General features: G+C 69.0%; 20 protein-coding genes. 13 read left to right on the top strand and 7 right to left on the bottom strand.

From position 1 onward, the window contains the following. Positions 1-40: 40 nt before the first annotated feature. Complete coding sequence (locus tag ABZV40_RS13175; protein ID WP_355439496.1) at positions 41-247, bottom strand: hypothetical protein; 207 nt, start codon at positions 245-247, stop codon at positions 41-43. Positions 248-396: 149 nt separating this feature from the next. Between ABZV40_RS13175 and ABZV40_RS13170 the strand changes: the two genes are divergently transcribed. Next, positions 397-2,172 (top strand): BTAD domain-containing putative transcriptional regulator, encoded by a 1,776-nt coding sequence (locus ABZV40_RS13170; protein ID WP_355439493.1) that lies wholly within the window; start codon positions 397-399, stop codon positions 2,170-2,172. Positions 2,173-2,200: 28 nt separating this feature from the next. Beyond that, on the top strand, positions 2,201-3,271 hold the full coding sequence (locus tag ABZV40_RS13165) for an alpha/beta hydrolase family protein (protein WP_355439490.1): 1,071 nt from the start codon (positions 2,201-2,203) through the stop codon (positions 3,269-3,271). An 8-nt stretch (positions 3,272-3,279) separates the two neighbouring features. Here the strand turns inward: ABZV40_RS13165 and ABZV40_RS13160 are convergent, their stop codons facing one another. Further along, a complete protein-coding gene (locus ABZV40_RS13160; protein WP_355439487.1) occupies positions 3,280-3,642 on the bottom strand; it encodes a hypothetical protein in 363 nt (120 codons plus the stop codon). 990 nt (positions 3,643-4,632) lie between these two features. On the opposite strand from ABZV40_RS13160, the gene ABZV40_RS13155 reads away from it, so the two are divergent. From ABZV40_RS13155 to ABZV40_RS13140, 4 genes are all read left to right on the top strand, one after another. After that, positions 4,633-5,211 carry a TerD family protein gene (locus ABZV40_RS13155; RefSeq protein ID WP_355439484.1) on the top strand — a complete coding sequence of 193 codons (579 nt, stop codon included), beginning with the start codon at positions 4,633-4,635 and terminating at the stop codon, positions 5,209-5,211. An 86-nt stretch (positions 5,212-5,297) separates the two neighbouring features. Next, a complete protein-coding gene (locus ABZV40_RS13150) occupies positions 5,298-6,371 on the top strand; it encodes a DUF475 domain-containing protein (protein WP_355439481.1) in 1,074 nt (357 codons plus the stop codon). 8 nt (positions 6,372-6,379) lie between these two features. Next, on the top strand, positions 6,380-7,039 hold the full coding sequence (locus ABZV40_RS13145) for a tellurium resistance protein (protein WP_355439478.1): 660 nt from the start codon (positions 6,380-6,382) through the stop codon (positions 7,037-7,039). Positions 7,040-7,066: 27 nt separating this feature from the next. Then, the gene (locus ABZV40_RS13140; protein WP_355439475.1) at positions 7,067-7,645 is read left to right on the top strand and encodes a TerD family protein; all 579 of its coding nucleotides are present in this window, start codon (positions 7,067-7,069) and stop codon (positions 7,643-7,645) included. A 65-nt stretch (positions 7,646-7,710) separates the two neighbouring features. Here ABZV40_RS13140 and ABZV40_RS13135 read toward each other — a convergent pair whose 3' ends face one another. Together ABZV40_RS13135 and ABZV40_RS13130 are read right to left on the bottom strand one after the other, a co-directional pair. Further along, a complete protein-coding gene (locus ABZV40_RS13135; protein WP_355439472.1) occupies positions 7,711-8,046 on the bottom strand; it encodes a hypothetical protein in 336 nt (111 codons plus the stop codon). A gap of 6 nt (positions 8,047-8,052) precedes the next feature. After that, positions 8,053-8,244 (bottom strand): hypothetical protein, encoded by a 192-nt coding sequence (locus tag ABZV40_RS13130; RefSeq protein ID WP_355439469.1) that lies wholly within the window; start codon positions 8,242-8,244, stop codon positions 8,053-8,055. Positions 8,245-8,348: 104 nt separating this feature from the next. On the opposite strand from ABZV40_RS13130, the gene ABZV40_RS13125 reads away from it, so the two are divergent. From ABZV40_RS13125 to ABZV40_RS13100, 6 genes are all read left to right on the top strand, one after another. Further along, a complete protein-coding gene (locus tag ABZV40_RS13125) occupies positions 8,349-9,314 on the top strand; it encodes a helix-turn-helix transcriptional regulator (protein ID WP_355439467.1) in 966 nt (321 codons plus the stop codon). A gap of 227 nt (positions 9,315-9,541) precedes the next feature. Further along, a complete protein-coding gene (locus tag ABZV40_RS13120; protein ID WP_355439464.1) occupies positions 9,542-12,394 on the top strand; it encodes a toll/interleukin-1 receptor domain-containing protein in 2,853 nt (950 codons plus the stop codon). Positions 12,395-12,699: 305 nt separating this feature from the next. Continuing rightward, a complete protein-coding gene (locus ABZV40_RS13115; protein WP_355439461.1) occupies positions 12,700-14,865 on the top strand; it encodes a helix-turn-helix transcriptional regulator in 2,166 nt (721 codons plus the stop codon). A 74-nt stretch (positions 14,866-14,939) separates the two neighbouring features. Then, on the top strand, positions 14,940-15,206 hold the full coding sequence (locus tag ABZV40_RS13110; protein WP_355439458.1) for a hypothetical protein: 267 nt from the start codon (positions 14,940-14,942) through the stop codon (positions 15,204-15,206). Positions 15,207-15,221: 15 nt separating this feature from the next. Beyond that, entirely contained in the window at positions 15,222-17,045 is a 1,824-nt protein-coding gene (locus tag ABZV40_RS13105) for a protein kinase (protein ID WP_355439455.1), read from the top strand. 3 nt (positions 17,046-17,048) lie between these two features. Continuing rightward, the gene (locus ABZV40_RS13100; protein ID WP_355439452.1) at positions 17,049-19,193 is read left to right on the top strand and encodes an ATP-binding cassette domain-containing protein; all 2,145 of its coding nucleotides are present in this window, start codon (positions 17,049-17,051) and stop codon (positions 19,191-19,193) included. Here ABZV40_RS13100 and ABZV40_RS13095 read toward each other — a convergent pair. The 3 genes from ABZV40_RS13095 to ABZV40_RS13085 form a co-directional block, all read right to left on the bottom strand. Next, positions 19,184-20,152: a hypothetical protein gene (locus ABZV40_RS13095; RefSeq protein WP_355439449.1), complete on the bottom strand. Its 969-nt coding sequence runs from the start codon at positions 20,150-20,152 to the stop codon at positions 19,184-19,186. The two genes, ABZV40_RS13100 and ABZV40_RS13095, sit on opposite strands and share 10 nt — an antisense overlap. 126 nt (positions 20,153-20,278) lie before the next feature. Further along, positions 20,279-22,396, bottom strand: a complete 2,118-nt coding sequence (locus ABZV40_RS13090; RefSeq protein WP_355439446.1) for a tetratricopeptide repeat protein — start codon at positions 22,394-22,396, stop codon at positions 20,279-20,281. A 109-nt stretch (positions 22,397-22,505) separates the two neighbouring features. After that, positions 22,506-23,795 (bottom strand): SEFIR domain-containing protein, encoded by a 1,290-nt coding sequence (locus tag ABZV40_RS13085; RefSeq protein ID WP_355439444.1) that lies wholly within the window; start codon positions 23,793-23,795, stop codon positions 22,506-22,508. A 174-nt stretch (positions 23,796-23,969) separates the two neighbouring features. Here ABZV40_RS13085 and ABZV40_RS13080 point away from each other — a divergent pair, with 174 nt between their 5' ends. Next, positions 23,970-25,685 (top strand): S8 family serine peptidase, encoded by a 1,716-nt coding sequence (locus tag ABZV40_RS13080; RefSeq protein WP_355439441.1) that lies wholly within the window; start codon positions 23,970-23,972, stop codon positions 25,683-25,685. The last annotated feature ends 79 nt before the right edge of the window (positions 25,686-25,764 follow it).

Genomic DNA, 25,764 nt, shown 5'->3' with positions numbered 1-25,764 from the left:
GCCGTGAGCGGCGAGACGCCTCGCCGCTCACGGCCACTGGTCACGCGCCGCAGGTCCGGAAGACCGTGCAGGGACCGCAGAACTCCTTGCACGCGCCGTTCTGCGAACAGCGCTGGCGGAAGTCACTGCGCTCACGGCAGTAGCAGTGCTTGTAGTACGGGTCGGGCGGGCAGGCCGCGCCGACGTCCACCTTGGCCACGAACACGCCGAGCAGCTTGTCGCTGAGCGACTCCAACGTCTTGCGCATGTGTCGCGCTCCCTCACTTCCTCCGCGCCGGGTGGCGTCGGTGGCGCCAACGTAGGAAAAGCGGCTACACGGGAACGCCCAGCGCGCGTACACGAGCGCGTGTATGCCGTGTCGGCGGTGTGTCAGCGACCACAGCCAGGATCACCGGAATGTCAGTCGAGTTCCGGGTTCTCGGGAGGATCGAGGTGCGTGCCCGCGGCACGAACGTCGCGCTGGGCTCGCTCAAACAACGCCTCCTGCTCGCCACGCTGCTGCTCAACCCCGGCCGCCCGGTGCCGATCCGCAGGCTGGTCCGGGCGCTGTGGGCCGACGAGCCGCCGATGTCCGCGGTGGCGAACCTGCGCACGTACGCCAACCGGTTGCGCCAGGTGCTGCCGGACGGTGCGCGGCGGATCGCGGGCCGCCAGTCGGGCTACGAGCTCATCCTCCGGCCGGGCGAGCTGGACCTGCACCTGTTCACCGAACGCGCGGACGCGGGCAGGGCGGCGCTGAGCCGCGGTGACCACGCCGCGGCCGCGCGGTACCTCGGCGAGGCGCTCTCCACGTGCCGGGGCGCGGTGCTGGAGGACCTCGCGGGCAGCGACGCGCTGGCCGCGTCGATCGCACCGGTCGAGGAGCTGCGGCTGGCGGTGACCGAGGACCACTTCGACGCACGGCTCGGTCTCGGCGAGCACCGCGAGCTGATCACGCCGTTGCGCGAGTTCGTGGCCGAGCACCCGTTGCGCGAACGGCCGCGGGCGCACCTGGTGACCGCGCTGTACCGGTCGGGCGACCTGGCCGGCGCCCTCGCCGTCTACACCGACTACCGCAGGGTGATCACCGACCGGCTCGGCCTGGAGCCGTCACCGGAGCTCGCCAAGCTGCACCAGGCGGTGCTCGACCGCGATCCGGGGCTCACCGTGATCAGGGCGCGCACGTCGTCCGCCGTCCCGAGGGAGCTGCCGGCGCCGTGCCGGCCGTTCGCGGGCCGCGGCCCCGAAATCGCCTGGCTGCAGGCTTTGTTCACGCAGGACTCACCCACCACGGCGGTGATCCACGGCCCGTGCGGTGCCGGCAAGAGCGCGCTGGCACTGGAGGCCGCGCACCGCGTGGCACCGGTGTTCCCGGACGGCCAGCTCTACGTCGACCTCCGTCAGGCCACGCACGTCCCCCACCGGCTGCTTCGGCATCTCGGCGTCTCCGACGTGCCGCACGCGACGGACGAGGCCACCGCGCTGCTGCGGTCGCGGCTCGCCGACCGCGCGGTGCTCGTGGTGCTCGACGGCGCGACCGATCCCGCACCGCTGCGCGACCTGGTGCCCGCCACCGGCCCGTGCGCGGTCCTGATCACCAGCAGGGCACCGCTGCTGCTGGACGGCGCGGAGCACCTCCCGCTGGGTCCGCTGTCCTCGGTGGACGGTCTGGAGCTGCTGACGGGACTGGCACCGGTGGCGGCCACCGATCCCGCCGCCGCGGCCCAGATCGTCGAGTTCTGCCACGGGGTCCCGCTGGCGCTGCGCATCGCGGGCGCGATCCTCGCGCACCGCCCTGCCTGCTCACCGGCACGGCTGGCCCGCCGCCTGGCGCCGGAACGACGCAGGCTCGCCGAGCTCAGCTTCGGCGGCGACTCGGTCCGCGCCGCCTGCGCCACCGCGTTCAGCGCCGTCGACGACCCGCTCGCGGCCGCGGCGTTCCGGCTCCTCGGCCAGTACGAGGTGTGCGACGCCGCCACCGCGGCCGGCGCGCTGGGCACGGACGTGCTGGGGGCGGAAGCCGCCCTGGACCAGCTGGTCGACCTCGGTCTCGCCGAGTGGGCCGACGACGACACCTACCGGCTGCCCGGCCTCCTCCGACTGTTCGCCGCCGAGCTCGTGACCAGCCAGAACACCACCCGGCCACCGATGGCCGGTCGCTGGCCTGTCCTCCGGAACGGGACGGCACCATGATCGGGTTCCACGACCCGAGGGGGAACTCATGTCGATTCGCTTCCGCACGGCCAGGAAACGCGGAGCCTGCCTGTTCGCCGCACTGACCGCCGCCCTGGCGTTGTCCAGCCCGCACGCGAGGGCCGCCGAACCGTCGCCACCGCGGTTCACCGACGGCTTCGGCCTGACGGTCACGAGCCAGCCGAGGTGGGCCGACGAGCACCACCGCACGTTCCTGTTCAGCGTCGCCACGGACCAGGTGCCCGCGCCGACCCTGCTGGCAGGCCAGGAACCGGGCAGGCACACGATCGTCGTGACCCTGCCGTCCGGCTACGACCCGAGCGCGCGCTACCCGGTGCAGTACTACCTGCACGGCCACCCCGACCGCCCGGACGCGCAGTGGAACCAGCGCGTCGTCGAGAACGCGACCAGGGACGTCCCGCTGATCACCGTGCAGCCCAACGGCAGCGGCCGCGGCTGGTACTCGAACTGGGTCAGCCCCGGCGCCGCCGGACCGCAGAACTGGGAGACGTTCCACCTGGAGCAGCTGATCCCGTTCGTGGACGCCAACCTCAACACGATCGCGACCAGGGCGGGCCGCGCGATCGTCGGCCACTCGATGGGCGGCTTCGGCGCGTTGCACTACGCCGAGCACCGCCCCGACCTCTTCCACTACGCCGGGAGCTTCTCCGGCGGCCTCGACCTGCAGAACTCCGAACTGCGCGCCGCCGTCGTCGCGACCGAGCTCAACCCGGCCTCCGGCACCCCCGCCGTCGGCGCCGACGCGATCTTCGGCCCGCCGATCTGGCCGTTCGACGGCGTCTGGAACGCCCAGAGCCCGGCCCAGCACGTGGCTTCACTGCGCGGCATGGGCGTCGCCCTCTACACCGGCAACGGCGGCGACCTGACCGTCAACCCGATCCAGGCGGTGCTGGAGAACCGGGCACGCGAGACCGCACTCGTAACGGCCGCCAACCTCACCGCCGAGGGCATCCCGTTCCACCTCTCCGACTACGGCGACGGCAGCGCCTGGGCCCCGGGCTGCACCGGCAAGCACGCCGAGGAACCGTGCGTGCAGGCGGACATGAACCACTTCGTGCGGCTGATCATGCAGCGATAGCCGCATCATCACGGCGCTCCCAGCGCGGGTTCCAGCAGACACGCAGCGGCCACCGAGACCGTGTGCTCAGGCAGGCCGAAGCCGCTGAACACGGTCTCCAGGCTCGACACCAACGTGTGGAAGGTCAGCGGAACCTCCGGATCGAGGTGCCGCCGTGCGACGTCCTCGCTCAGGCCCCAGGGATCCGGGGCATCCGCGGCGTGGCCGGCGAACGCCACCCGCGCCTCTTCTGCCAACAGCGCCGCCTTCGTGCTGAGCTGTTCGAGCCCTCTGAGCAAGTCCTCCAGCGGACGGCACATGGCCGTGTCGTGCTCACCGAGTGGTCCACGACGACCCGCATGCGTGCGGCGAGCCTTCTGCGGTGAGATCATCGGCGCGCAGAACGCCGATGTGCAGCGACAACAAGCTCGTGCGGCACCTCGACCTCGCCCACGAGCACCGGGAGGATGTACCGATCATCGCGTTCGCTCGCGTGGACCATCGCCGACGAGAAGATGTCGAGCGGGCCGGCTGCGCCCAGGTACCTGGCCGAGATGAACGGGACACCGCGATGTCGTAGAAGTCGGCCACCTCCGCGCGCTTCTCGCGCACCGGCAACAGAGCCGGCACAGCAGCCGGGCGTGCCTCCCAGCCCTCCTCATCGCCCAGCACACGACTGACGGTGTCCGGTCCATCACCTGGCCCGGACCCGCCGAGTCCAGCCACCGGGCACGAGCGGCGGACGGCCAGGTCGCCGCAGTGCTGCACCGGGCCCTCGGACAGCGGCCGACAAGGTACTTCCGCGAGAAGAACCGCACGACCTACCTGCCGATGCCTTGGCCGCAGATCTTGCGAAACTCGAAGGCGAAGTTGCGACCCCGCATTTGGGCCGTGACGCTCTTGCGCAGAAGACACGCGGATCGAGCCCTTCGCAGGCGCGCACGCAATTCTCGGCCGACGCTCGCCGCACTCTGTCAACGACATTGCGAGCTCGCCAGCAGCACGATCGGACATCAACACCTCATCGATCTTCCATGCGGACAACGACCGGAGCCTTCCAGCGTCGCCTCTGCCGCAATTCTACGCGGCCAGGAATACGCTCAAGACCTGCACAAATAGAGCAAAGTCAGCCACAGGACCTTCTGGACCAGCCACTTCTTCTGCCGGTTTCCCTCGCGGCTGTCCAGTCGGGGCCGGACATGACAAATACACGACGCTTTCTCGACAACGTCCCGGCCAACTTGAGCCAACCGGTAACGACGCCTTCCACGAGCCGATGTCCACAGCGCGTTCGACCGTCAGCGAGAAATGATCCGAAACATTCGGCAGCCAATAGCCGAAGCCGCTCACCACGACAGCGGCGACACGACAAGGAGGAAGCAATGACCGTAATGCTCACCAAGGGCGGCAACGTCTCGCTCACGAAACAGGCGCCCGGCCTCACCGCCGTCCTCGTGGGCCTCGGATGGGACGCCCGGACGACCAGTGGCACCGACTTCGACCTCGACGCGAGCGCGCTGATGTGCAACGCCTCCGGCAAGGTCATCTCCGACTCGCACTTCGTCTTCTTCAACAACCTCAAGAGCCCCGAGGGCTCGGTCGTGCACACCGGTGACAACCTGACCGGCGAGGGCGACGGCGACGACGAGTCGCTGAAGGTCGACCTCTCGGTCGTGCCCGCCGACTGCGAGAAGATCGTGTTCGCGGTGTCCATCCACGAGGCGATCGAGCGCTCGCAGTCGTTCGGCCAGGTCAGCAACGCGTTCATTCGCGTGGTGAACCAGGCCGACGGCAAGGAGCTCACGCGGTACGACCTCAGCGAAGACGCTTCCACCGAGACGGCGATGATCTTCGGCGAGCTGTACCGCGCGAACGGGGAGTGGAAGTTCCGCGCGGTCGGACAGGGCTACGCCTCCGGACTGGCCGGCATCGCCCGCGACTACGGCGTGAACGTGGGCTGACGGCCCTTTCCGCACCGCGCAAGAAGACGGTGGGCCGCGCCGGCGCAGCGGTCGGCCCGGTCCACCCTCACCCCGTCGGAGAAACCATGTGGCTCAGGACGTTCGGCGGCTCGATCGCCGTCACCGCCGTCGGACTCGTCGGCGCCTATCTCTACGCCGGCCCGGCGGGCGTGGCCCTCGCCGCGATCCTCGGTGTGCTGGAGCTGACGCTCTCGTTCGACAACGCCGTTGTGAACGCGGCGGTGCTGAAAGCGATGAACGCCTTCTGGCAGAAGCTCTTCCTCACCGCCGGCATCGTGATCGCCGTCTTCGGCATGCGGCTCGCGTTCCCCTTGCTCGTCGTGGGGGTGACCGCGAGCCTCTCCCCCACGTCGGCGATCTCGCTGGCGATGGAACGCGGTGACCCGCACACGCCGGGCACTTACGGCTTCCTGCTGCACCAAGCACATCCCGCGATCGCGGCCTTCGGCGGCATCTTCCTGCTGACGTTGTTCTGCGACTTCGTCTTCGAGCGCAGGGAGATCACCTGGATGAGCTGGGTGGAGCGGCCGCTCGCCCGCATCGGCCAGCTCGAACAACTCTCGATCGCGGTGTCCCTGTTCGTCATCGCGGTGGCCGCACTGGAGCTGGCCCCGGAGGGCAGGTCGACCACGGTCGTGGTCTCCGGTGTGTTCGGACTGCTCACCTACGTGCTCGTCAAGGCGTTGAGCGCCAGGTTCGATCCCGAGGAGCACGGCGGATCGCTCAAGCTGAAAGTCGGCAGAGCCGCGCTGATGTCGTTCCTGTACCTGGAAGTTCTCGACGCGACGTTCAGTTTCGACGGTGTCGTCGGCGCTTTCGCGATCACGTCCGACCCCATCATCATCGCGGTCGGCCTCGGTCTGATCGGCGCCACGTTCGTGCGCTCGCTGACCGTCTTCCTCGTCCGCCGGCGAACCCTCGACGAGTACGTGTACCTGGAGCACGGTGCCCACTGGGCGATCGGAGCGCTCGCCGTTCTCCTGTTGTGCACCATCAAGTTCGAGATTCCCGAGCTGGTGACCGGCCTCATCGGGATCGGCTTCATCCTGCTCGCCTTCGCGTCCTCCGTCGTCCACAACCGGCGCGCCACGCCGGTTCGCCCCCGTGGCGGCGGCTCCTTCGACACCGCAAGAACCTGAGGTATGTCATGGCAATCGACTACACGAAGCGCACCGGAGACGGGTCCACCGGTACCGTTCTCCTGACCAAGTCCAAGCCGAGCGTTTCGCTGCACAAGCAGGCGTCGGGGCTGCTCCGCGTCAACCTGAACTGGAATGCCCGCCCGGCACCGAAGGGTGCGGCAGGCTTGCTGCGCCAGTGGCTCGCGCCGGCCGACATCGACCTGGACCTGGGTTGCCTGTACGAGTTCGCCGACGGCACCAAAGGTGTGGTGCAGGCACTCGGGAACTCCTTCAGCGCCAGCCCGAGCGGCTTGCGCGACCGGGTCATCTGGCTCGACGGCGACGACCGGTCCGGTTCCAACTCCGCGGGCGAGAACCTGTACGTGGACCTCGCCCACGCCGCCCGCATCCGGCGCATGGTCGTGTTCAGCTACATCTACGAGGGCGTGCCCAACTGGGCGGCCGCCGACGGTGTCGTGACGCTGCACCCGGTGTCGGGGCCCGTCATCGAGGTTCGCCTCGACGAACCCGACGACAACGCGCGCATGTGCGCCGTCGCCATGATCGAGCAGTCGGGGACCGGAAGTCTCACCGTGCGCCGCGAGGTCCGCTATCTCGACGGGGCGCAGCGACGACTGGACGAGGAGTACGGCTGGGGCCTGCGCTGGACAGCAGGCCGCAAGTAGGAACGACCCGACGAAAGGCGGTCCGGCATGACCATCACGTTGACCAAGGGGCAGAAGGTCTCCTTGCAGAAGCAGAACGGCGGCACGCTGACGAGCGTGCGCATGGGCCTCGGCTGGGACGCCGTGAAGAAGAGAGGCCTGTTCGGCATGCGCGAGCAGAGCATCGACCTCGACGCCTCCGCGCTTCTCTTCGACGCCGGCGGAACCCTCGTCGACCAGGTGTGGTTCCGCCAGCTCAAGAGCAGGGACGGCTCCGTCCGGCACACCGGCGACAACCTGACCGGCGCGGGAGACGGAGACGACGAGTCGATCCTCGTCGACCTCACCAGGGTTCCCGCCACCGTCTCCACGCTGGTGTTCACCGTGAACTCGTTCACCGGTCAGGACTTCTCGCAGATCGAGAACGCGTTCTGCCGTCTGGTGGACGAGGCGGGCGGAGGCGTGGAGATCGCCAAGTACAACCTCTCCGGCTCGGGCAGGCACACAGCGCAGATCATGGCCAAGGTGTCGAGGGAGGGCTCGGGCTGGTCGATGACCGCGCTCGGCATCCCGACCTCGGGACGTACCTTCCACGAGTTGCTGCCCGCGATCGCCGGTGTGCTCTGACTCAGCGGCCGAGCGGGCGGGAGTCGTTGTTCCCCGGCCCGCTCGGCCGCATCCGCGGGACGGAGCTACAGCCTGATGAGCTGGTGCCCGCACAGCTTCGCGATCTGCTGGGTGGCGTTGAGCAGCTCCAAGCCGTTGGTGTGCTTGGAATCCGCGATGCCACTGAGCGCTTTGGCGTCGCGTTGGAGCATGTCGCCGCCGTTGTACCGGCCCGCGATGTCCGCCAGGTCACCCGCGTTGCGGAAGACCGCGTTGTCGAAGATTCCGTTGGCATTGGTGAAGGACCTGCCGAGCTCGGTGAAGCTCTCGCAGACCTCCTCCTTGGACGTCGGGCCGAGGGAGCAGGCCGGGACGAGTGCGGTGACGAGGGCCGCGGTCGCGATCGTGGCGAAGGCCTTCACAGCGCATCACCAGATCCACAGGACGAAGCGCCCACCTCGGAAGAGGTAGACCGAGTACAACGCGCACAGCAGGCCGGGGAACAGCGCCGCGATGTGCGTGCTGAACCCGACCCACACTCCGACGGCCGCGAGGATCGCGTAGTAGACCCACGCAATCGAACGCCTCCTCGCCCGTCTGTTCTGCTGGGTGTCTTCCATGACCCTCTCCCCTGATGAGCGGTTCTGCCACCTGAATTGAAACTTTCGGCCGTCACTTCGAACAAGAATTCGCAGCTTTCCCGGACAACCTCGGACAGTGCACGATGAACGAGATCAATTTTGAGAGCAAAGCCGACTTCGGCGAGGCGCTGACGCTGCTCAGGGAATCGGCGGGACTGTCGGTGCGCGATGTCGCGAAAGCACTCCGACTGCCGCCGGCCACCACTGGCGACTACTTCTCCGGCCGCTCACTTCCGCCGGTGCGGTCTGTGTCGCTGCTCAACGGGATTCTCCGGCTGTGCGGGGTCACCGACGCCACACAGGTGCGTGAATGGCATCGCGCGCTCACCAGGCTCCGACGACGCCCGAACCACGCCGCCTCGCCCTATCCCGGTGCGGCGCCCGTCAACGATCGGCACTGCCTCGGAGGGCGCGACCGCCTGCTGAACGAGCTGGGCGAGATGATCGCCGACCGGCGGCGCATCGCGGTGACCGGCGCCGCGGGCATCGGCAAGTCCTCGTTGCTCCTGGCCGGTCTGCCCGCGGTCACCCCCGGCCGCGAGGTCGTGTTGACGCGCCTTGGCGCCAACCCGTGCCGCGCCCTGTCGGACCTCCTGGTCCGTGCCTTCGGACTGACCGCGGACGGTGCCGACCGTCTTGTCCACACCGCACCCGCCGCGCTCGCCGCGACGGCCGGCCTGGACCGGGCGGTGGTCGTCATCGACCAGTACGAGCGGTTCGACGGGACCGCCGGCACGTTCCGGGCAGCGCTGGACGCACTGGTCGAAGGAGGCGCGACCCTCGTGCTGGGCTCGCGCTCGCCGGTTCCCGGCACGACCACGTTCGCCGTACCGGCGCTGACCGAACCGCAGCTGCGCGAGTCGATCGAGCGTCCCGCCAGGTCTTCCGGACGCGCCGTCGACTCCGAACTCGTCGATCTCCTGGTGCGCGAGCACCGGACGCTCGAACTGCAGTCCGTCGTCCTGCGGCGCACCTGGGAACATCGCCGGCACGGCCGGTTGACCGTCGCGGATTTCACGGCGACCGGCGGATGGGATCGGAAACGTTGATGCGCTGATCCGATCGAGTGATTCAGTAACGGATCCGGCGAGCTCGGCGAACAGCAATACACACGCAATGGCCGTGCCCGAAGAGGAAGAATTGACACCCCGAGATTTTGTGGACAAGCCGCCAAGGGGAACGCCGCGAAGTTGACCGACTTCTGTCATCTTTTCGCCTGGCGATTGCCGCGCGTCCGCAGGCAAGGTGGTGAGACGACGAGCGGAGGCACCGAACGATGACCGCAGCAACACCGCGAATCTTCCTCAGTTACACGTGGGCAGACGAGGCGGCTGTCGACGTCATCGAGAACGGGCTGAAGGCCCGCGGGGTGTCCGTGTTCAGGGATCGCGACATCCACTTGTTCGACTCGATCACCGACAACCTGCGACGGGAGCTCGACGAGTCCGATCTGCTCGTGGCCTTCTACTCCCGCCGCTATCCGACGCGCTACGCCTGCCAGTGGGAGCTCACCAGGGCCTTCCTGTCCGCGCTGCACCGGGGCGAGGACCCGCGCGACAGAATCGTCGTCGTCAACCCCGAGGGCGATGACCGGCACATCGCGCCGCTCGAGTTCACCGACGCCGCTTACCTCGCGTGGCGGCACGACTCCGATGTGGACTCGTTGGCGAAGGCCGTGCTCGGCAAGGCGAAGCGGCTGACCGCACCGCTGGGCGGGGTTCCGGACGCCGCCGCGGGTGAGTTCCACGAGCGCCTCCGGCATCCGAGGCGCTTCGTCGGCCGCTACCCCGCGATGTGGGCGGTGCACAGCAACTTGCGCGGCAACGACCACTTCGCCTCGCAACGGCCGAAGTCCGACTCGGTCGTTCTGGTCAAGGCGCCGCCCGGCATGGGCAAGACGGCACTGGCGGAGCAGTACGGGTTCCTCTTCCGCGACGCCTTTCCCGGCGGCGAGGAGTGGACGGGTCTCGGCGACCTGAGCCGAAGCGGTCCCGAGGACATCCGCGCGCACTGGGCCGCCGAGCTCAACCGCGTGGCGCGCAAGCAGTTCGGCATCGGTCTGCGCGAACTGGAGCTCCGCCAGGCCCGCGCCGCGCTGGGCGAGAAGATCACCGAACGCGGCCTGGACGTGCTGTGGGTGATCGACGACGTGCCGGAAGGGCTGGGCAACGACCTGCTCGACGAGCTGATCATTCCCTCTCCCTTCGTCCGGACCGTGCTCACCAGCCGCACCGGAACGCCGGACTGGCCGGTGCCCACCGTCCCGCTGGACGGCCTGACCGAGGTGGAGGCGGAAGAGCTGTTCGCCGCGGAGTGGCCCGACCTCGGCGACGCCGAACGGCAGGCTGTCGCGGAACTCACCCGCAAGGCACATGGCCATCCGCTGATCCTCACCCCCGCTGTCAGCTCGCTGCGGAGCGGACAGGGAACCGGTGCGCTGCACCAGTTCCTGGCCACCGCCGAACCTTCCGCCTCGGTGGCCGGCACGCTCGTGCCGATCGTCCGCGCCCGCTCCCAGCACGCGCGGGTGGTGCTCGGCTTCGCCTCCCTGCTCGCCAGGGCGCCATTCGGCGGTGACCTGCTCGTGGACGGACTCTCCGAACTGCTGGGCGAGCGAACGCCGGTGCTCGTGGCCGACGCCCTGGACGAACTCGACGCGCACAGCCTGCTGCACCGCGTTCACCACGGAGACGGCACGCACCGGCAGCTGTGGCAACTGCACGCGCTCGTCGCCGAGGCCGTCCGGCAGGACCTCGACCACTCGTTGCTCGACGTGCTGGCACATCGGGCGTCGAACGTGGTGTTGCCCAGGCTGCTTTCGAAGACGGCCGACGTGTCCGCACACGCGAGCCACGTCGCCGAACACCCGGCGGTGCCCACGAGCCGCAAGCTGGACCTGCTGCGCGCGGTCGCGGGCGTGCACGAGGAGCACGGTGATCTCCTCGCGGCGCGAGCTGCGCGGCAGGCGGCCGTGCGCGCGGGAGGCGACCGTCCACCGTCGCGAGATGTGCTCGCCGCAGCCAGGCTCGCTGTGGAAACCGGTGACGCGGAAGAGGTTCTACGTCTCACGGCTGCTCTGACCAGCGGGTCCGACGGCCACACCGAGTACGTGGCGCGGTTCTTGGCGGCGTGTGCGCACGACCTCCGAGGTGACTACGCGAAGGCTGATGAAGTCTTCTACGAGCACAGCCTCGTGGCGGAGTCCGGGTTCGCGCCGGTCTGGATGCCGGAAGAGGAGCGCAATCACGTCAGCCTGACGAGAGCAGCCGCGCTGCGCAGGCGAGGCCGGTACCAGGAGGCGCTCGAAGGGGTCACCGGGCTGTGGTCGGTGCTGCGGGCCGCGCACCCGACCGGTACCCATCTCGGTGCCTGGCCGCGGGTCGCCATCGAAATGGCGAGACTCCAGCTGCTGACCGGCAAGGTGATCGAGTCGAGGAAGACGGCCGACGGGGTCATCCGCGTACTCGGGGCCGCCGGCCTGCCGCGACACCACCTGGCACGGGAGGCCATCGCCGTCGAGGCGGAGGGAGAGCTCGTCCTCGCGTGGTCGGAGACCCGCTCACGACCTCAGGAATGGCAACTGGCGACGAAGAAGGTCGCCAGGGCGTTCGCGGAATCCGTTGACTGGTACGGAAAGGACAACCCGCTGACGCTGGAGCTCCAGGTACTGCACGGACTCACGCTGCACAACAACTCACGTCCGAGTGAGGCACTCGAGGTGCTCACCGAGGCGGAGAACCGAATCCGCACCTCGCTCGGCCCCCGGCATCCACTGGCCATGCGCGCCCGGCTCTACATCGGCCTCGCCACCGCGAACAAGGGCGACTGGCCGGGAGCGCGGCAGATCTACGAGGATCTTCTGCCCCGGCACGTGGCGGTCCTCGGACGTCGACATCCCGAGAGCCAGCTGACCCGGTTCCAGCTCGGCGCCTGCCTGCTCAAGCTGCACGAGCTGGACCGGGCGCGGCAGTTGATCGACGAGGCGGCGCCCGTGCTGGTCGCACAGCACGGACCATGGCAGCAGTGGGCATCGATGGCGCAGGTCGCCCAGAAGCTCCTCCTGCTGCCGGGTCCACTGCTGCGCTTCGCCAACACCCTCGACGGACTCACCCGCAAGACCGGGGGCTGACCCGTTTCCGGGAGGTCCCGGGAACAGCAGCTGAAAGCGGGTTTCACGGTTTCCGCGGTGACGTTTCAGCGGGAAACCGATTTCATTCCGAGCAGGCGCCTCACACGATTGACACGTCGATCGATCGTCGAAACGCCTTCGCGAGGGCATGAAACCCGACTCATCTGAAGGGACCTGTCATGCACACGCACTTCATCATCGTGGTGCTGAGCACCCTGCTCGGCTGATCCTCCCATCGCGGTCCTGCGGGCGCAGTCGCCCGCAGGACGCATTCTCCTCCGCGGTCCGAAACGAGAGCGACAGGCATGGTGGAATTGGGACCCGAACTCAGACGCAGACGCGAGTCGGCCGGCTACTCGCTGGACAAGATGGCCAAACTGGCGCACTTCACCAAGGGCTATCTGAGCAAGGCCGAGAACGGGCGCGTCCAGGTGAACCGCGCACTCGCCGCCGCCTACGACCGCGTGCTGGAGGCCGACGGCGAACTGATCGCCATCGCGGACGACCAACCGGCCAGGCGCAAGCCCCGCGGCCTGATCGGTCTGCCCGCGCACACTCCTCACTTCGTCGGCCGATCCGCCGAGCTGAACGACCTGGAGGTGGTGCTCAGCGACCGGCAGAGCACCAAGGTCTGCGTCGTCAGCGGCCTGGCGGGAGCCGGAAAGACCGCGCTCGCCGTGGCCGCCGCACGGGCCTCCTCGGACAACTTCCCGGACGGGTGCCTCTTCTTCGACCTGCGCGGGCACAGCCTCGGCATGCACGAGCAGACACCCGCGGAAACGGCCTACCACCTGCTCCAGTCACTGGACACGACGCAGGACCTCATCCCGGCGGACCCCGACGGTCGCGCCAACCTGCTCCGCGACACGTTGCGCAACCGGGAGGTGCTGATCGTGCTGGACAACGTGCGGCACGCCGACCAGGTCCGGCCGCTGCTACCGGCGGACGGCCGCAGCCGGGTGATCATCACCAGCCGGTGGCGGCTGCCCTCGCTGGACGACGCGTGGCACGTCGACGTCGGCGCGTTGCCGCCCGCGGAGGCGTTGCGGCTGTTCCAGTCGCTGATGCGGGGCACCACCGCAGTCGACGACTCCGATGCGGCCGCCATCGTGGAACAGTGCGGCCGCATACCGCTGGCGATCAGGATCGCCGCCGCCAGGATCCTGCGCGGCGGGTGGAGCCCGGGGAAGTTCCTCCAGCGACTGGCCGACCGCTCGACGAAGCTCGCTCACCTCGAGGAGTCAGAACGGGGGATGACCACCGCACTCGCCGACTCGTGCGACGCTCTACCCCCTGACCAGCGCCAACTGCTGGGGCTCATGTCCCTTCACCCCGGCACCAGCCTGCCGGTGCAGTCGGTCCAGGCCGTCACGGGCCTCGACCCCGGCACGACCGATCTGCTGCTCGACCGGCTGCACGAGGCCTGCCTGGTCTCCAGGTCCGAAGACGAGCGGATCCACCTGCACGACCTCGTGCACACCTATGCGGCTCACTACCTGCTGCCTGCCGAGCCGGTGGCGCGTCAGGCGTTCGACCGGCTGATGGAGCACCATCTCGCCGCCTCGATCGCTGCCGACGAACTGCTCGAACCCGACCGCCATCGACCGGAGGCCAGGGCGTCGCTGCACTCCGAGCCACCGTTCGAGGACGCGACCGGCGCGCTGGAATGGATGCGTTCGCAGTGGCCGACGCTCGTCCGGTTGACCGATCTGGTCCTTGATCAGCGTTGCTGGCAGCTCGCGCTCGCGGTGAGAGGTTTCTTCTTCCGGGAGAAGCTGTACGACGCGTGGATCCGCATGCACCTGGCCGCGCTCACCTCCGCGGCGGACGATCCGGCCGCCAAGGGCAGGGTTCTCAACGGGCTCGGCATGGCGAGGCTCGAACTGGGGCAGGTGGCCGAGTCGGCCGACTGCCACGAACGCGCGCACATGTGGTTCACCGAAGCCGGCGACCCGCGCGGAGCGGTCGACGCGCTGGCCAGCCTTGCCTGGGCACGGATGCACCGGGGTGAGGCGCGCGAGGCGCTGGTCGGCTTCGCGTCGGCACTCACGGAGTACCGGCGGACCGGGCGGGACCGCAACGCCGTCATCACGCAGCGGGGCATGGCGTTCGCGCTGGCCTGCCTGGACCAGTTCGACGAGGCCCGTGTACACGCGACCGCGGCACGGGAGCTGGCCTCCGCGCCGATCGACGTGGTCAGAGGCCTGACCTGCCTCGCCTGGGTCGAGTACCGCGCAGCCGAGCTCACGAGCGCACGCCGGCTCTACACCGAGGCCGTCGACCTCGCCGAGCTCGCGGACAACGGCTACGAGCAGGCTCGCGCGCTCACCGGGCTGGGCAACGTCGCCGAGCGCACCGGTGACCACGTCGAGGCGGCCCAGTGGTGGCTGCTCGCCGCCGAGCACTACGCGGATCTCAACCCCGTCGTCGTCTGGGAGGCGAAAGCCCGTGCCGACCTGACCGCGAAGTGACGACCACATTTTTCTTTCCCGCCCACAATTTGTCCACAATTTGTCCTTCACTGCAGACCTACCGGAGGTTCACCGTGCACTGGTCCGCCTACGAAATCTTCTCCGTGATCAGCGGCGTAGTCCTGCTGATCGGCGCCGTCATTCCGGGCGTAACGCTGAAAGACCGCCTCGCGATGGTGGTGGCGGGAGTGTTCTTCGCCGGTTACGGCTGGTACGTCGCCGGCCAGACATCGGGCACGTACACGTTTTCGGTGCTGATCTTCATCATCCCGTTCGCCGGCGTTGGATACGCGATTTACGCAGTGGTCAAGAGCAGACGCGACAGAAGCAACTCGCAATGACGGGAATCCACGGTCATGGACGAACAACCTCTGGGCAGCAACTACCGGCTGGGCGGTCAGCTCGGTTCCGGCCGCATGGGCCGGGTGTACCTGGGCAGGCACGTCGACGGGCGCGAGTTCGCGGTCAAGATGCTGCGCAGCGACCTGAGCGACGACAAGGGCATCATCACGCGCTTTCTGCAGGAGTGGGACATCCTGCAGAAGCTGGAAGGCCCGAACCTCGTCAAGGTGCACGACCTGGTCGTCGAGAACGAGAGCATCGCGTTCGTCATGGACCTGGTGCCCGGCGGTGACCTCCGCCAGGTGCTGGAAGCGACCGGACGGTTGTTGCCGTCCGAGGTCGCCCGGATCGGTGCCGGGATCGCCAGGGCGCTGGCCGCGGCGCACGCACGCGGCATCGTGCACGGCGACGTCAAGCCGGAGAACGTCCTGATGGACTCCACCACCGCCGAGCGCGTCCCGAAGCTGACCGACTTCGGCATCGCGACGGTGGTCGCGTCCGCGGGCAGCCGGACCAGCACGTCGCGCGTCGGCACGGTGGAGTACATGGCACCGGAGACGGCTGCCGGCGGACCGGCGTCGCCCGCCGTCGACATGTACGCGCTCGGCATCGTCCTCTACGAACTGTGTTGCGGCGTCACCCCGTTCGCGTCGCCCTCGATCCCCCAGACGCTGATGGGGCACGCGCAGCTGTTACCGGGCAAACCACCTGGCGTCGCCGAGGAGCTCTGGGCGGTGATCGCTCAGCTGCTGTCGAAGAACCCGGTCGCGCGCCCCGACGCGGGGGTGGTGGCCGGGCGCCTGGACGAGCTCGCGACGGCCCTGTACCAGCGCAACGCTCCGGTCGCCGATCACCTGACCGTGCCGCCTCCCGGACGGCCGATGGGCAACGAGGCGGAAACGCTGCTGCCCGGAGCTTTCCCCCGTTCAACACCTCCTCCCGCAAGGGGAACGACGATGCGCAAGTTGCGAGTGGCCGGAGCGCTCGTGGTGGTCGCGGCCGTCGCAGCCACCGGCGTGTACCTGTACACATCCGCCGGCAGCGACGAGGCGAACGCAGGCGGGTCGGGCGATTCCGGAGGCGCCACCGGGACCAGCACCGTCACCTCGACCAGAAGCACCACCTCGACGGTGACGTCCACCCGCGTCACCCAGTTGACTGAGATGCCCGATCTCGTGGGCAAGTTGCTGGGACAGGCGAGGGACGCACTGCCGGCGACCCTCGACGTGGCGGTCGAGGAGGTCTTCGACAACACCAAGCCGGACGGCACGGTGACGAAGCAGGACCCGGCACCTGGAGCGCCGGTGGGCAAACAGGTCACTCTCACCGTCGCCCGGCCAGCCTTCACCACCTACCTGGACATGCTCAAGCCCGCGAACGGGAGTTGGTCCGGCTACCAGGGCGAGATCATCGGCATGAAGGACAAGTCCTATCCGCACTCTCTTTACGCCGGTGTGAGCGCCTGCTCCGGCAAGGACAGCGTGGAGTACAACCTCTCCCAGGGATACCGGCGGTTCGTCGCGACAGCCGGAATGAGCAACGAGTCCGCCTCCGCGGACCTGCAGGTGCAGTTCGAGATCTTCGCCGACGAAGGCCGGCTTCTCAAGAACGCCACGGTCAAGCTCGGCGAGGTGGTGGACCTCGACCTCGACGTCACGAAGGTGCTCAGGTTGAAGATCCAGTGGCAGCCGGTCCGAACCAGGAGCAACTGCGACTCGAACGCCTGGGTGCTCGGCGAAGCCAAGCTGCTCGGGATCGCCGGTGAAGTACCGACTTCGGGCCTGCCACCGACATCCACCCGTGGCGCGGTGACCACGACGACCACCACGTCGAGGTGACCCGTGCTCGAGGTGAGCTCCGGCGGTCGCACGTGGACGTTCCCGGTGGGCGCCCGCGTCCTGATCGGCCGTGCGCGTCAGTGTGACGTCGTGCTCGACGACCCGCAGGTGTCCCGGGAACACCTGCAGGTCGACTACGACTCCGGCTGGGTGCTCCGCGACCGCGACACCACCGGTGGTACGTGGATCGGGAACCACCGCGTGATCGAGCAACGCGTCCGCGGCGCGGTGCGGCTCCGGCTGGGTGACGGCTGCGAGGTCTCGTTGCGGGACTGCCGCAGCGACTCGGTCAGCATCGGCCGATGGGCCGGGAACGACGTGGTGCTGGACGATCCGCTGGCATCACGGCACCACGCCGTCGCGACGAGGGAGAGCGGAGGATGGCGACTGGCTCAGATCGGCCGCACCCCCGTGCTGCGCCAGGGGGTTCCGGTCGGCGACGAGCTGGTCCCGCCAGGCGCGGTGCTCACGTTCGGCGCAACGGACGTCGCCGTCACGGCGGACGGCTTCTCGGTGGCCGCGAGTGCCCGCAGGCTGGTCGTGCGAGAGATCGAGCATCAGCTTCCGGGCGGACGCCGTCTGCTGTCCGGGGTGGACCTCGACGTCGGACCGGGTGAGCTCGTCGCGGTCATCGGGCCGTCCGGCGCGGGGAAGTCCACCCTGCTGAAAGTGCTGACGGGACAACTGGTGCCGGTCGGTGGAACGGTCACGTTCGACGGCCACGACGTGCACGCCGGCGGCGACGAGGTCCGGCGCCGGATCGGCGTGGTACCGCAGGACGACGTGCTGCACACCAAGCTCACCGCCCGGCAGGCCATGCACTACGCGGCACGCCTGCGCCTGCCGGTGGACACGTCACGCGCGGAACGGCGTTCCCGCGTGAGCGCTGCTCTGTCCGAAGTAGACATGCTGGCACACAGGAGAACCAGGCTCAGCCGGATGTCCGGCGGCCAGCGCAAGCGGGTGTCGATCGCACTCGAGCTGATCACCGAACCGCCGTTGCTGCTGTTGGACGAGCCGACGTCCGGGCTCGATCCCGCCCTGGACCGGCAGGTCATGTCCGGGCTGAGGGAGATCGCCGACGCGGGCAGGGCGGTCGTGGTCGTCACTCACAACCTCGCATGCCTCGATCGGTGCGACCGGATCCTGCTGCTCGCACCCGGCGGTGTGCCGTTGTTCTCGGGGCCGCCCGGCGAGCTCTTCGGTCACTTCGGCACCCACGACTGGGCGGAGGTGTTCGAGGCCGCCGCCCGGCATCCGCTGCCAGATCCGGCGCCACCGCCCGAGCCCGCGGCAGAACCGCACCGTCCCGCCACTCCCGTGCGGGCGATCAAACGGCCTTGGCTGCACCAGGCCAGAACGTTGGTGTCGCGGCACTTCCGGCTCATCGCGGCCGATCCCGGCTACTCGCTGTTCCTGCTCGTCCTCCCGGTGGTGCTGGGCCTGCTCGCGCTCGTCGTCCCCGGCACCGGAGGCTTGGGGCCGCTCGACACCGCGGAGCCGCAGGAGGCCGGGCAGATCCTGGTGCTGCTCTTCGTCGGCGCGGCCTTCGCCGGTGGAGCCGGTGCGGCACGCGAGGTCGTGGCGGAACGGGCGATCCTGCTGCGGGAACGGGCAGCCGGTCTGTCCCCGCGGGCGTACACCGTCAGCAAGGCCGTGGTCTTCGGGATCGTCTGCGCGGTCCAGGCCGCTGTCCTGATCGCCGTCACGGTGCAGGTCAAACCCGGTCCCGACAACCCGGTGGCGCTCGACCACGCCGTGGTCGAACTCGGGCTCGCGTTGTGGTGCACCGCCTTCGCATCAGCCGCCATCGCGCTGTTCGCCTCGGCGGTGGTCCGCACCGCGGAACAGGTGATGCCGGTCCTCGTCGTGACGGTGATGCTTCAGCTGGTGCTGTGCGGCGGAATGATCCCGGTCGCCGACCGACCGGTGCTGGAACAGGTGTCCTGGTCTGCGCCGAGCCGGTGGGGCTATGCCGCCGGAGCGTCCGTGGTCGATCTCACCGCCCGGACACCGACGGCGACCAAGGACCCTTTGTGGGAGCACAGTCCCGGATCGTGGTCGCTCGGCGTGTCGGTGCTGCTCGGCATGACGCTCGTACCGCTGTTCGGTCTGGGACGCAGGGTGGCGAGGATCCGTCAGGGCTGACCGGTGCTCCACCCGATTCCGTAGGAGAGCTGCGGTTCGAGGTTCTCGAAGGTCGTGTGCACCTCGCCGAACCTGTTCGGTTCCACCGTGTCACCGGTCCACACCGGATCCTCCAGCTCCAGCTGCGGAACACCGGGAAGCCGCCACACCTGCCGGGGACGGAGCACCGAACCGAAGCGGACGTGCAACGAGAACCTGTCGCACTGGTACTTCGGGGTGCAGACGTAATGCGGCGCGATACCGCGGTCCAGCGGCAGCTTCACCCGGACCGCGTACTCGTGCTCGTCACCCCGTGCCAACGGATCCGGCAGGCGCAACACGAACCCTATGCGGTTGCGTGCCTTCATCATCCGATCGCTGAGCTCACCGCCGTGGAGGAGATCGACGCCGAGGTCCTCGATGCTGCCGGAACCGGACCAGTCCGGCGGCGGGGTCAGCGTCATGCCGATCTCGATCTCCTTGACGTCGTCCTGCTCGGCGACGATCCGGCGGGTTTCGTACACCTCCGGCACCCGCAGGTCGAAGCTCACCACCGCGCGGAGATCAGTGGTGTGCCAGGGTGGGCGCCGCCGCACGTCCACCAGCCGCCGGGACTCCTGCGCCAGTTGGGCGAGGCGCCCGAGGGCGCTGTCGATCCTGCGCTGGACCGTGCGCGGGTCCACGAACGTCGACTCCGCGATCTCCTTGATCCGCTCCTGGTACATCCGCGGCGCGGACGAGGCCTCGAGCCCGAGCGCTGCGCGCAGCAGTTTCTGCTGATCCGGGTGACATTGGTTGATCAGCGAGTTCAGCTGGTCGCGCACCTTGCGGCGAATGCGCTCGCCGCTGTCACCGTCTTCGACACCGCACACGCGCTGCAGGGCGCGTCCCACTCGCGCTCCGATGTCGTCGGTCTCGACGCCAAGGCCCTTCCGAAGTGTCTTCAGCTCCCCCAGCAGCTGATCGGCGGGAAAACTCATCACACCTCCGGCACGGCAACGGGCGTGGATTTTAGCCGTGCCGGGCACGTACCACCTCAGCTCGTTGTCCACTCCTGAACCGAGATCACCCGATCGGCGGGACGTGATGTCCAGTTCGCCCGACCGTCACTCGGTGTCGCCTCGGATCAGCGCGACGAATCGGTCGGCCTCTTCCGCCTCCGGTGCGCCGAGGCGGGTGTAGAGGTCGCGCGCCCGCAGCATCTCCTGCCGCGCCAGAACGATGTCGCCCACTGCCAGCGCCGCCCGGCCGAGACCGGCGTGCGCACGTGCCAGCTCGAAGGTGCTTCCCAGCCCTTCCGCCAGCGCCGCCGCCTGCCGGTGTGCGTGTGCGGAGTGCTGCGGTTCACCGGCCTGTTCGTGCACCTCTCCCAGACAGTTGAGCGCCATCACCACGTCCAGATCGGCGCCCGTGCGTGTGAACAGCTCCATCGCCTCGGCGAGATGCTCCCGCGACTCCGCGAACCGGCCGAGTGCCGCGGCGAAGATCGCCATGCCGCGCAACGTGATGCCCACGTTCACATGCGCCTGCAGCTGCCGGTAGTTCGCCAGCGCCCGTGCGGCCACGTCCAGCGCCCCCGCGTGATCGCCTCGGTGGTACAGCACCCACGCCTCGTTGCCGAGAGCGTTGCTCACCCCGCGCACATCACCGATCTCCTCGAACAGCTCACGAGCCCGGACGTAGTGCGACTCCGCGCCGGTGCCGTCGCCGCGTTCCAGCAACGCCATGCCGAGGTTGTTGTGCGTCAACGCCTCCGCGCGACGATCACCGAGCCGTTGGGTCGCGGTCAGCGCCAGTTCGTGGGTGCCGACCCAGGCGTCCCAGTCCTTGGTGAGGAAGAAGTAGCCGCGCAGCGTGTAAGCGAGCTGCCAGCGCCGTGCGTCGAGCTCGTGGTCGTCGGCGCGGAGCAGTCCGAGGAACGTGTCGCGCCCCGCGTTCAGCCAGGCGAGCGCTTCGTCGCGAGTGCCGAAGTTGTGGGTGTGCCGAGGTTCTCCCTGCAGGTCCACGCGGAACCGATGTGGCGTGAGCAGCCGGTCCGCCAGATCGGCGGTGTGCAGGTGGTGGTCGAAGTAGCGCTTCGTCGCCGGCCCGCGTTCCTCTTCGTCGTCCTCCTGTCGCACCAGCTCCGCCGCATACACGCGCAACAGGTCGTGCATCTCGACCCTGCCTTGCGACCGTTCGCGGACAAGCCGCGCTCTCGCCAGCACACCGATCGTCCGGCTCGCCGCCGTCACCGGTACGTCGAGCAGCGCGGCCACGGCTCGCCGGTCGAACTCCCGGCCGGGCACGAGGCCGAGCAGCCGGAACAACCGCGCGGCGTCCGCGGGAAGCTGCCGGTAGGACCACGAGAACACGGACCTGACCGCGGTGCGCGGGTCGTCACCGGTGTCGAGCACGTCCAGCCGCGCGTGCTCGTCGGAGAGCTCCTCCACGAGCTCGGCGACCGACGCGTCCGGCGCGTTCAGGACGAGCCCGGACGCGATCCGCAACGCCAGCGGCAGGTACGCGCACCGCCGCGCCAGGTCCACGGCAGCTTCCTGTTCGGTCCGCAGCCGCGGGCCGATGAGGGTGTGCAACGCTTCCAGCGCTTCCTGTTCGCTGAACACGTCCAGCCTCAGCTGCTCGGCGCCGTGATCGACGACCAGCCCCGTCAGGTTCGCCCGGCTCGTGATCACGACAGCACACGACCCGGTGCCGGGCAGCAGCGGCCGAACCTGGTCTTCCGACCTGGCGTTGTCCAGCAACAACAACATCCGCCGACCGCTCACCATCGACCGGAACATCGCGGTCCGCTCGGCGACCTCGGCCGGAACGGTCTCCGCCGGCGCACCCAGCGCCCGCAGGAACGCGCCAAGCGCCTCGCCTGGCGCAACCGGCGCACCCACCCCGTAGCCGGACAGGTCGACGTACAGCTGTCCGTCCGGGAAATCGCCCATGACCCTGTGCGCCCAGCACACGGCGACCGTCGTCTTCCCCACTCCGCCCATGCCCGACACGACCACGAGCGGGGCGGTTCCCGGGCGGGCACCGGCCACGTCGTTGACCGCCGCGTCGAGCGCGGCGAGCACGTCCTCACGGCCGGTGAAACCGCGGGGAACAGGCGGAAGTTGCCGCGGCACCACCGAATGCCCACCCGGCGGCGCGTGCAGGTGCACGTCGCCGGTGATCGTTCCCGCCTGCATCACGACGCCGGACGCCGTACCGCTCACCACGTTGTGAGTCATCGCCCGCTCCCGCGCCGACCGCCGTCCAACGCCATGTGGATCACGAGAGCACAGTCCACCCCAGCTGGCACACCGCCGGACGAGCCATGCCGGTTCGTCGCGAATCGGGTCAACGGCCGGGCTCGGGGAACTCGGCGAGCAGCCGCTCCGCCAGCTCCACCGCCACCTGCTCCGTCATCCCGGTCAGTTCGGCCGCTGCCAGGTACTCGTCGGCGCGGAGCCTGAGCGCCGATCTGTTGAACATCGATATCGACGCGCTGTTGCTCGTGAGGTCCGAGAGGTCACCGCGCCGCACGAACAGCACAGGATCAATGCCGACGACCGGGACCACATTCGCAGAAAGTGCCGGATTCAGTTGCACGAGCGCGGTGAGCATGGTCTTGATGTTGCTCACCGCGTCCTCGCGAATCAGCACGCTGCCGAGCCTCGCCTCGCGCAACCTCATCCACGCTGAGCGCTGGCCGTTGCGCAGCAGCGCCATTCCTCCGCCGCCGGAGCTGTACGGCTCCTGAGAGGAGACCATGACGACGTCGGGTGTCGAGGTCTTGTCGACTCCCGAACTGACGTCGAGAACGCCCTGCGCGTGCGCGTACACCGGCAAGTTCGCCTCGACGGACCGCAGCTGGCTCACCGGAATCCGCGCGTCGCCGACCGGCACGAGGTGGACTTCGAGTGTGGCGGGCCACTGGCGCTTCCACGTCTTCGCCAGGGACTCGACGCCCGTCCGCCACACGACCTCCGCCTCGTCGGGCAGCACGTGCCAAGTCGGTTCCGCAGCCAACGGCGCGGCGACGGGCAAAGACGGGTTCAGCTGGGAGAACACCGGCGGGCGCCCGAGAGAGGGGCGAAGGGTCCTCGGCTGCTTGAAGATCACCCTGAGCAGGTCCTCGATGCCCTGGGTCGTCAGCTCGCCGATCTTGTAGTGATCAACCGCGTACGGCTGCAGGAAGTCCGGGATCTCCTCGACGCCGCGGCCGGGCAGGACGACAGTCAGGAGTTTCGGGCGCCACGTCGCACGATCCCTCTGCACCAGGTCTCGGATCACCGCCATCTCAGCGCGCGCACCCCGGTTCTCCGTGGCAAGCCCGCCGCCGTCTCCCGCGATCTTGCACTGCGGTGACGCCACGATGATCGTGTAGTCCGAGCCTGTGATGTGCTCGTGCGCCCAGACTCCCCAGTCTTGGGGCTGGCCTTCCGCCCACTGGTCGAGTTCGGTCTCGACGCCGTTGCGCATCAGCAGCGCGGCAAGGGTGAGCACGTCGGCCTTGTGCTGCAGCGAATCGTGGGTGTACGCGACGAACACCTTCGGTGGTGGCGCGTCTCGGTCCGGTCCAACCATCGCCGCGAAGTCTAATCCGCCTGGGCGACAGGGTGATCGCCAGGCGGGCGTGACGGTCATGCACTGTCCGGTGTGGACTCCGCACGCCTGACGTGCGACGTTCGACGTGAGCCGAACGGGGCATTTCTGGAACCGCGCGTCCCGAATCCGTCCTGACCTCCTCTTACTGCCTGGAACGGGCCCCTGCACCCGCGCGCCGTGCGCGGGCATCGCCCGCCAGGAGTTGGAGGAATCGTGTTCCTGGGTTCACGAGCACGCCTGCGCACCGCGGTCATCGCCGCGGCCGTGGGCGCCGGTGTGCTGACGGCGGCCACCCCCGCCGCGGCGGCACCTGCCGCGGGTACGCGCGCTTACCTGGTCATCACCGCGCCGGGCGACACCTCAGGTGCCAAGACGGCCGTGGCGAGCAACAACGGCACGGTGTTCAGCAGTTACGACGCGATCGGTGTCATCGTCGCGCACTCCGCCGCCACTGACTTCGCGAGCAAGATGCGCACGGTCAGCGGTGTGCAGAAGGTCGGGGCGACGCGCACGTCGGACGTTCCCGCGGAAGCGGCCAACCCGGCGATCCCACCGGCGGCGGCGCAGAACTCGCCGACCGTCACCGAGCCGGTGCGGCCGGACATGGCCCAGATCAAGGCCGACCAGGCGTGGGCGGTCAACCAGGGTTCGCGCAACGTCACGGTCGGCGTCCTGGACACCGGGATCGACGACCTGCACGAGGACCTCAAGGCGAACTTCGACGCGGCCGACTCCGCGTCCTGCGCCTACGGCAAGCTCGACACCCGTGCCGGCGCGTGGCGGGACATCGACACCCACGGCACCCACGTCGCGGGCACGATCGCGGCGGCCAAGAACGGGCGCGGCGTGGTCGGCGTGGCGCCGGGGGTGAAGATCGCCGCGGTACGCGTCGCGGAGCCGAACACCGAAAGTTTCTTCTTCGCCGAGAACACCATCTGCGCGATGGTGTTCGCCGGTGACCACGGGTTCGCGGTGACCAACAACAGCTACTACACCGACCCGTGGCTGTTCAACTGCCCGGACAACGCCGACCAGGACGCCATCCTGGAGGGCGTGAAGCGGGCCGTGGCCTACGCCGAGGGCAAGGGCGTGCTGAACGTCGCCGCGGCGGGCAACGAGAACTACAACCTCGCGAACAAGACCCGCGACACCAAGAGCCCCAACGACTCCACCCCGGTGCAGCGCACCATCACCAACGCGTGCCTGAGCGTGCCGACGGAGCTTCCCGGCATCGTCACCGTCGCGTCGATCACCTCGGCCAACGGCAAGTCGTCGTTCTCCAACTACGGCACCGACAAGATCAGCGTCGCGGCGCCCGGTGACGCCGTCTACTCGACGGTGCCCGGCGGCGGGTACGGCTCGAAGTCGGGCACGTCGATGGCGTCTCCGCACGTCGCGGGCGTGGCCGCGCTGCTCAAGTCGGTCAACCCGGCGGCCACCCCGGCCCAGCTGCGCCAGCTGCTCGCCACCCAGGCCGACGACCTGGCCTGCACCGACAGCCGTTGCTCGGGCACCACGGCGAAGAACAACTTCTTCGGCGAGGGCCGCGTCGACGCGCTCGAAGCGGTCGGCACCGGCACGCCCGGCAAGTCGTTCGAGAACACCACTCGCGTGGACATCCCGGACAACGCCGCGGCCGTCACCAGCCCGATCACCGTCTCCGGCGTCACCGGCAACGCCCCGGCCACGCTCAAGGTCGCAGTCGACATCGTGCACACCTACCGCGGTGACCTGGTCGTCGACCTGATCGCGCCGGACGGATCGGTGTACTCGCTGAGCAACCGCTCGGGCGGCAGCGCGGACAACATCCAGCAGACGTTCACGGTCGACGCGTCGAGCGAGGTCGCGAACGGCGTCTGGAAGCTGCGCGTCCAGGACGTGGCCGCCGCCGACACCGGCTACATCAACTCCTGGAAGCTCACCTTCTAACTCCGCCTGGGAGGTCGATGAAGGGCGCCTTGTTCCACCTGAGGTGGATGAAGGCGCCCTTCATCGAGGCAATGCGGGC

This window comes from Lentzea sp. NPDC004782 (assembly GCF_040609115.1).
Taxonomy (GTDB): domain Bacteria; phylum Actinomycetota; class Actinomycetes; order Mycobacteriales; family Pseudonocardiaceae; genus Lentzea.
This window is presented reverse-complemented; position numbering and strand designations above follow the sequence as displayed.